The organism is Novosphingobium sp. FW305-C-111 (assembly GCF_058783565.1).
The window spans coordinates 83792-90972 of record NZ_JBYSYP010000015.1 but is presented as its reverse complement, the minus strand read 5'-3'; the positions used below and the strand labels follow the sequence as shown (position 1 = coordinate 90972).

General features: G+C 65.5%; 6 protein-coding genes and 1 tRNA gene. 1 reads left to right on the top strand and 6 read right to left on the bottom strand.

Features of this window, described 5'->3' with window-relative positions:
- The first annotated feature begins 70 nt into the window (after positions 1–70).
- The gene (locus AC3WLD_RS16080) at positions 71–844 is read left to right on the top strand and encodes an AraC family transcriptional regulator (protein WP_492557987.1); all 774 of its coding nucleotides are present in this window, start codon (positions 71–73) and stop codon (positions 842–844) included.
- Positions 845–1177: 333 nt separating this feature from the next.
- Here AC3WLD_RS16080 and AC3WLD_RS16075 read toward each other — a convergent pair.
- From AC3WLD_RS16075 to AC3WLD_RS16050, 6 genes are all read right to left on the bottom strand, one after another.
- Positions 1178–1253, bottom strand: a tRNA-Lys gene (locus AC3WLD_RS16075).
- 80 nt (positions 1254–1333) lie between these two features.
- Entirely contained in the window at positions 1334–2458 is a 1125-nt protein-coding gene (rodA, locus tag AC3WLD_RS16070) for a rod shape-determining protein RodA (protein ID WP_492557986.1), read from the bottom strand.
- Between the two features lie 4 nt (positions 2459–2462).
- Positions 2463–4544 (bottom strand): penicillin-binding protein 2, encoded by a 2082-nt coding sequence (gene mrdA / locus AC3WLD_RS16065; RefSeq protein ID WP_492557985.1) that lies wholly within the window; start codon positions 4542–4544, stop codon positions 2463–2465.
- Positions 4541–5104 (bottom strand): rod shape-determining protein MreD, encoded by a 564-nt coding sequence (gene mreD, locus AC3WLD_RS16060; protein ID WP_492557984.1) that lies wholly within the window; start codon positions 5102–5104, stop codon positions 4541–4543. The genes mrdA and mreD overlap by 4 nt, the downstream gene beginning before the upstream one ends.
- The gene (mreC, locus tag AC3WLD_RS16055; protein WP_492557983.1) at positions 5101–5997 is read right to left on the bottom strand and encodes a rod shape-determining protein MreC; all 897 of its coding nucleotides are present in this window, start codon (positions 5995–5997) and stop codon (positions 5101–5103) included. The genes mreD and mreC overlap by 4 nt, the downstream gene beginning before the upstream one ends.
- Positions 5998–6083: 86 nt before the next feature.
- The gene (locus AC3WLD_RS16050; protein ID WP_492557982.1) at positions 6084–7133 is read right to left on the bottom strand and encodes a rod shape-determining protein; all 1050 of its coding nucleotides are present in this window, start codon (positions 7131–7133) and stop codon (positions 6084–6086) included.
- Positions 7134–7181 lie beyond the last annotated feature (48 nt).

Genomic DNA, 7181 nt, shown 5'->3' with positions numbered 1-7181 from the left:
GATCAACCTTGCGCCATCGTGAAAGGGGGTCCCTTTTGCGCGCCGATAGGGGGTCCCGTTTGCACGCCGATTGACACCGCTTGGCCTGGCCGTGTTGGCTGCCAGCAATGTTGCAGAAGGCCTCCAGGTGCTCGGCGCATTCCAGGGGCTGACGTTCTCTCTTATGCATTACGAGCTGCAGATTGAGGACGGACGCGTCGTCGCATTGACCGCGCACGATCGCGATGCGCCCGCAAGCCTTCGAAAATTTCACCAAGAACGCGCGCTGGGCTCGGTAACCATGTTTCTGAACGACATGCAGCCACCGCGTTTTCCCTTGCGGCGCATCGAGTCGGTGTTGAAGCGACCGCTCAACTGGCACAATTGCGATGCGCTGTTAGGCGCTCCGGTTACGTTCGGTGCCCCGCAAACGCGCTGGGTTTTCGAGGATGGCGCGGGCGACTTGTCGCTTCCCATGGCCAGTCCCTTGTTGGAAGAGACGTATAGCAGTCTCTGCAAGAAGCTCGTCGCTGCTGCGCCGGTCAAGGATACGTTCGTCAGCCAGGTTTTCGATCTTCTTATCCGGTCCGGACGTGGGTTCCCATCGGCAGCAGAAGTCGCCGCGCAGCTGGGTGTATCCGAACGGACTCTCCATCGACGGCTCGTTGCAAGCCAGACCAGCTTCGGAACCCTTCTCGACCAGGTTCGCCACGAACGCGCGCTGGACCTGCTGGGCAAGTCAACATTGTCGATCGAGCGCATCTCTGAGATGCTTGGTTTTTCCGAGCCGTCTAGCTTCACGCGTGCGTTCAAGCGGTGGGCCGGCCATTCACCGCTTGCTCAACGCAGTAAGAAACCTGGATAGTGGCAGTTTCCCATCCGCTGGGTCTTAATGATCCCGCCAACGTTCTGGTTGTGCCCACTCCACTGACCCAAATCCTGCCCGAAGAATTTGCGGTGCTGGATGCGTTTGCGGAGATGGCCGTCGAAATGGTTTGGACGCGAACCTACGACTCGCTTGATGGCAGACGGCTAGTCGCACACCTCTGAATTCTCCACCAAGACCGCTGATGTGTAGGGCTTGAGCAAACTCCGCCCTGCGTTATCGCGCTGCTACCTAGAGAGCTAGCTAGCGCAAATCGGCGGGGTCTCTCGCGAGCCTGATGCCCGGATAACATATTAAAATAAAAGGGGATTATGGTGGACGCACTAGGGCTCGAACCTAGGACCCGCTGATTAAGAGTCAGCTGCTCTACCAACTGAGCTATGCGTCCATTCCCGTCTGACGTTCCCGTCGGGGAGCCGCCCCAATAGCGATTTTTCCGGGTCTGCCAAGGGGGCTTGTGACGATTTTTTACGAGAACGAGGAAAGCCCGCCGGGGCGGGACTTCGTCCACCGTTCGACGGCCATGATCCCGCCAACGCAGATCATGTTGGTCATCATCGACGAGCCGCCGTGGCTCATGAACGGCAGCGGGATGCCCACGACCGGGGCAAGGCCCATGACCATCATCAGGTTGATCGCGACATAGAAGAAGATCGTGGTGGTGAGACCTGCGGCGAGAAGGCGGGAAAAGCGGTCCGGCGCGTTGAGCGCGACCTTCATCCCCCAGCGCAGGATCAGTGCGAACACGAAGAGCACGCCTAGCCCGCCGACCATGCCCCACTCCTCGGCCATCGTCGCGAAAATGAAGTCGGTGTGCGGTTCGGGCAAGTAGTCGAGATGGCTCTGCGTGCCGTTGCCGAAACCCTTGCCGAGGATGCCACCGGATCCGATCGCGATCTTGGATTGGGTGATGTGGTAGCCGGTGCCGAGCGGATCGCTTTCGGGATCGAGGAACACGAACACGCGCTGGCGCTGGTAGTCGTGGAGCAACGTGAAGAACGCGATCGGCGCGGCGATGGCCGCCGTCAGGGCGCCGCCAATGAACAGGCGCAGCGGCAGGCCGGCGAGGAACATCACCACGATCGCGCCGAAGCTGATCGCCAGCGCGGTGCCGAGGTCGGGCTGGAGGATCACCAGCGCCGCGGGGAGGGCCAGAAGGCCGAATGCGGGGACGATCGCGCGCAGGCCCTGCGTTTCTCCCGGCGGAAGCATGTCGAAGAACCGGGCCAGGACGAGCACGATGCCCGGCTTCATCAGTTCGGACGGTTGCAGCGTCATGAAGCCGAGGTTGAGCCAGCGCTGGCTTCCTCCGCCGATCCCGCCGATGGCCTCGACGAGTATAAGCAGGACCAGCAGGGCCACGTAGCCCGGGAAAGCGGCGAAACGGAACCACTCCTGCGGAATCCGGGCGATGATCATGGCCATCACCAGGAACACCATGAAACGCAGCGAGTGCATCAGCGACCACGGCTCGAGGCTCCCCCCGGCCGCGGAGTAAAGCACGGTCGATCCGAACACGACGAGCGCCAGCAACGGCAGGAGAACCCCCCACGGCTGGCGGCTGATGGCGGCGGGGACATAGGCGCGCTGCATCTGCTCAGCCTCCCGTGGGTGCCGGCGACGGGGCGGAGACCGGTGGGGGAGGGGCCACCATGACCGGCGTTTCCGGTTCAGGCGCGGGGCTCGCGGCGGTCGTCTGCGCGGCGGTCGGCTCTGGAACCGGCTTGTTGTCTGCGGCGACCGTTTCGGCCACCTGCTCGTCGTCGGCGGGCTTGGGCGCATTGGCGCCGAACTTCGCCTCGTAGCTGTTGTACTTCGCCGTCATGCGCTGCTGGACGTTGCCGCCCCACTGCTTTTCGAATTCCTCTAGCACCTGCATGGCCTTGGCCGGGTCGAACAGGAAGGTCATCACGTCCCGGGCAATGGGGTAGGCTGCGCCGGAGCCGCCGCCGTGTTCGATAGCCACGGCGCAGGCATAGCGCGGCTTGTCGAACGGGGCGAAGCAGATGAAGTGGCCGTGGTCGCGGTACTTCCACAGTCCCGACTTGCCGTTGGCGATATTGAGGCCGACGACTTGCGCGGTGCCGGTCTTGCCCGCCATCTGCACGCCCTCGATCGGCAACCGCGCCTTGCCGGCGGTGCCGCGTCCGTTGACGACCTCGCTCATCGCGTTGTGGATGATGTCGAGATGCTGCTGGCTGATTCCCAGCGAGCGCACCTGCGGCGCGCGCTTGTCGAGCAGCAGGCGCGGCATCAGTTCAAGGCCCGAGGCGAGGCGCGAGGCCATGACCGCTTGCTGCAGCGGATTCACCAGCATGTACCCTTGGCCGATCGTGGCGTTGACCGTGTCGTAGAGAGCCCAGTCCTGATCATACTTGCGCTTCTTCCACGCCGGGTCGGGAACCGTGCCATAGGACTGGCCGGCGACGGGCAGGGGAAACTCGTGGCCGAGGCCCAGCCGCCGCGCCATCGCCGCGATCGGGTCCATCCCGATCTTCTGGGCGAAGTGGTAGAAATAGACGTCGCAGGACTGGTAAATGCCCTTGGCCATGTCGACCGAGCCGTGGCCTCGCCGGTTCCAGCAGTGGAACACGCGGTTGCCGACCTGAAGCCCGCCGCCGCACCAGACCGACGCGGACGGATCGAGTCCTGCCTCCAGGAACGCCAGCGCGACCATCGGCTTGACGGTCGATCCCGGTGGATAGAGCCCGCGCAGGACCTTGTTGCGCAAGGGAACGTGATCGTCCTCCGACAGCATTTTCCATTCGATCCGGCCGATGCCGTCGGAAAAGCTGTTGGGATCGAAGCTGGGCATCGAGGCCATCGCGAGGATGTCGCCGGTGTGGCAGTCCATCACGACCACCGAGCCGGACTCCAGCCCGATCCGCCGCGCGGCGTAGTCCTGCAGCGGGCCGTTGATGGTGAGCTGGATCGGCTTGCCGGGGACGTCCTCGCGCGTGCCGAGATCGCGCACGATCCGCCCGGATGCGGTCGCTTCCACGCGCCGCGCTCCAGGCACGCCGCGCAGGCGCTGCTCGAACTGCTTTTCGAGCCCGTCCTTGCCGATCTTGAAGCCCGGCGTGATCAGCAGCGGGTTGCGTTCCTTCTCGTACTCGGTCGCGCTCGCCGCGCCGACGTAGCCGACAAGATGCCCCACCGCGGCCCCTGTGGGGTAGAAGCGGGAGAAGCCGCGCTGGGGAATGACGCCCGGCATATCGGGGAGCCGGACGGAGACCGCGGCGAACTTGTCCCAGTCGAGGTTGGCGGCAACCTCGACCGGCTGGAAACCGTGGGCCTTGTCGAGCTTGTCCTTGATGTCGCGCACCCGGTCGGGCGGAAGTGAGAGCAGTCCGGCAAGATCGGCGAGCGTGCGGTCTGCATCCTGAAGCCGGTCGGGGATGACGTCGACCCGGAAGTCGGCGCGGTTCGACGCCAGCGGGGCGCCGAAGCGGTCGAGCACCCAGCCGCGCCGGGGCGGGATCAGGGTGAGATTGACGCGGTTGCTTTCCGATGCGGCCCGGTACTTCTCGTTCTCGGCCACGGCCAGGTAGCCGAGCCGCGCCGCGAGCAGCAGCCCGACCGTCCCTTGCCCTGCGCCGAGGACCACGCTCCGCCGGTTGAACTTTTGAGTCAGCGCGATCGAGGTGACCGGCGGCCCCGGCTTGAAGAACCGCTTCATCGGCCCGCCGTGCGCAGGGGGGCGAGGCGCAGGCGGTCGAGGACGGCGACCAGCCCGGTGATCACCGGATAAAGGATCACCGCGACGACCATCTGCGGAACCACGGTATAGAGCGCCATCGACCCTCCGGCGGCCCCGACGATCAGCGCCGCAAGGACGATATAGCCCGGATAGAGCAGCGCGGCGACCAGCCAGTCCTGTCCGAAGCCGCGATAGCGGAACCGCGAGTCGATGAGCTCCATGGCGATCATCGCCAGCGACCACAGGGTGATCGCGCTGCCGAAAGGCTGCCCGGAATAGAGATCGTCAAATGCGCCGAGCGGCGCTCCGGCCCAGACAGGGAGCAGGGAAGGGCGGAGGATGCGCCAGCCGATCAGCGTCATGAACGCCAGCGGCGGGAGGACGGCGGCGGAGGCGATGATCGGGGAAAAGGTGACCATCGACAGCAGCATCACCGAGATCCACGGCAATGCGCGGGACAGAATCGGTGACGGCTCCCGGTTGATCCGCCCGACTCGCAGCGCGTCGGTGGCCAGGAAGGGGAGCAGGCGTTCGATCATGGCGCCGCACTCGGCGGAGCGGCCACGGGCTGGGCCTTCGCGGCTTCCACGGCCGGATTGAACACGGGCTCGACGATTACGAATTCCGCGGCGGAGGGGTCCGACACGATCTGGCCGACCGCTCCGTCGCGGGTCAGCTCCGCCGCGACGGCTACCGGGATTCCCGGCGCGTAAAGGCCGCCCGATCCGGAGGTCACGAAAACGTCCCCCGGCTTGATCGGGTTCACGCCCATGTTGATCAGTTTGATCGAGAGGCGACCGTCGCTGCTGCCTTCGACGAACGCGGGAATTCCGTCCTTGGCGCGGCGGACGGGCACGACGTTCTCGCTGTCGGTCACCAGCAGGACGCGCGCGGTATTGGGCCCGACCTCGAGCACGCGCCCGACCAGGCCGGTGGCACTCCGCACCGGCATGCCCGGTCGAACGCCCGAGTTGCTGCCCTCGGCCAGAATGGCGATGCGGCGGGTGCTGCTGGCCGTCGACCCGATCAGGCGCGCGGTGGTCACCGGCTGGTGCTGCGGATCGATGATGCCGAGCAGCTGCTTGAGACGCCTGTTCTCGTCCTCGACAGCCTGGAGCTTGACCGCCTTGGCGCGCGCAACGTCGATTTCCTGGCGCATTTCGGCGTTCTTGCTGGCGGCGTAGAAATAATCGCCGATGCTGTCGAAGAACCCATGGCTGCCGCTCCGCGCGACCGCGCCAGCGGCGCCGAGCGGGCGCGCAACCTCGCCCGCTGCGTCGCGGCCAAAGGCGAAGAATCCGGGATTGACAAGCGAGACGATGAGCAGGACCAACCCGGCCACGACGCCGAGCACGGCGATTACGTAGCCGGTGAAGATGCCGTACTGCGCCCTGCGCGAGAAGCCCGGACGCCTGTCGTTGGACGGCGCCATCAACGTCGTACCCCTTCCGGCCCCGGTTCAACACTTCGGCCTGCCATTTCCCCCCCGGCAGGCCGCCAACTTGATTTCGGCCCGCGTCAGGCGGTCATCAGCACGCCGCGGTAGATCGGATCTTCCATCGCCCGGCCCGTGCCAAGCGCAACGCACGACAGCGGATCCTCGGCGACCGAGACCGGCAGGCCGGTCTCTTCGCGCAGGTGCTCGTCGAGCCCGCGGATCAGCGCGCCGCCGCCGGTCAGGACGATGCCCTGGTCGACGATGTCGGCGGCCAGTTCAGGGGCGGTGTTCTCGAGCGCAATCCGCACGCCCTCGACGATCGCGCCGATCGGTTCGGCCAGCGCCTCGGCGATGTTCGCCTGGGTGATGGTGATTTCCTTGGGCACGCCGTTGACGAGGTCGCGGCCCTTGATGTGGATCGTTTCGCCCACGCCATCGGCCGGGACGGTGGCGACGCCGTAGTCCTTCTTGATCCGCTCGGCGGTCGATTCGCCGATCAGCAGGTTGTGGTGGCGGCGGACGTACGAGACGATCGCGTCGTCCATCTTGTCCCCGCCGACGCGGACCGAGGTGGTGTAGGCGAGGCCGCGCAGCGACAGCACCGCGACTTCGGTGGTGCCGCCGCCGATATCGACGACCATCGAGCCGACCGGCTCGGTCACCGGCATGTCGGCACCGATCGCCGCGGCCATCGGCTCGAGAATCAGGAACACCTGGCTGGCGCCGGCATTCGAGGCCGCGTCGCGAATCGCGCGGCGCTCGACCGAGGTCGAGCCGGAGGGCACGCAGATCACGATCTCGGGATAGCGCAGCATCGACTTCTTGCCGCCGTGGACCTTGCGGATGAAGTGCTTGATCATCTCTTCAGCGACTTCGATGTCGGCGATGACGCCGTCGCGCAGCGGGCGGATCGCCTCGATGCTGTCGGGGGTCTTGCCCATCATCATCTTGGCGTCGTCGCCGACCGCCTTGACCCGCTTGACCCCGTTGATGGTCTCGATCGCGACGACCGAAGGCTCGTTCAGAACGATGCCGCGATCCTGAGCGTAAACCAGCGTGTTGGCGGTGCCGAGGTCAATGGCAATGTTCGGGGAGCCGAACTTGAAGAATCGCGAAAACATCGAAGCCATCTGGAAATCCAAGTGAAACTGCGGACTTGGCGCACAAGCGCACGCCAG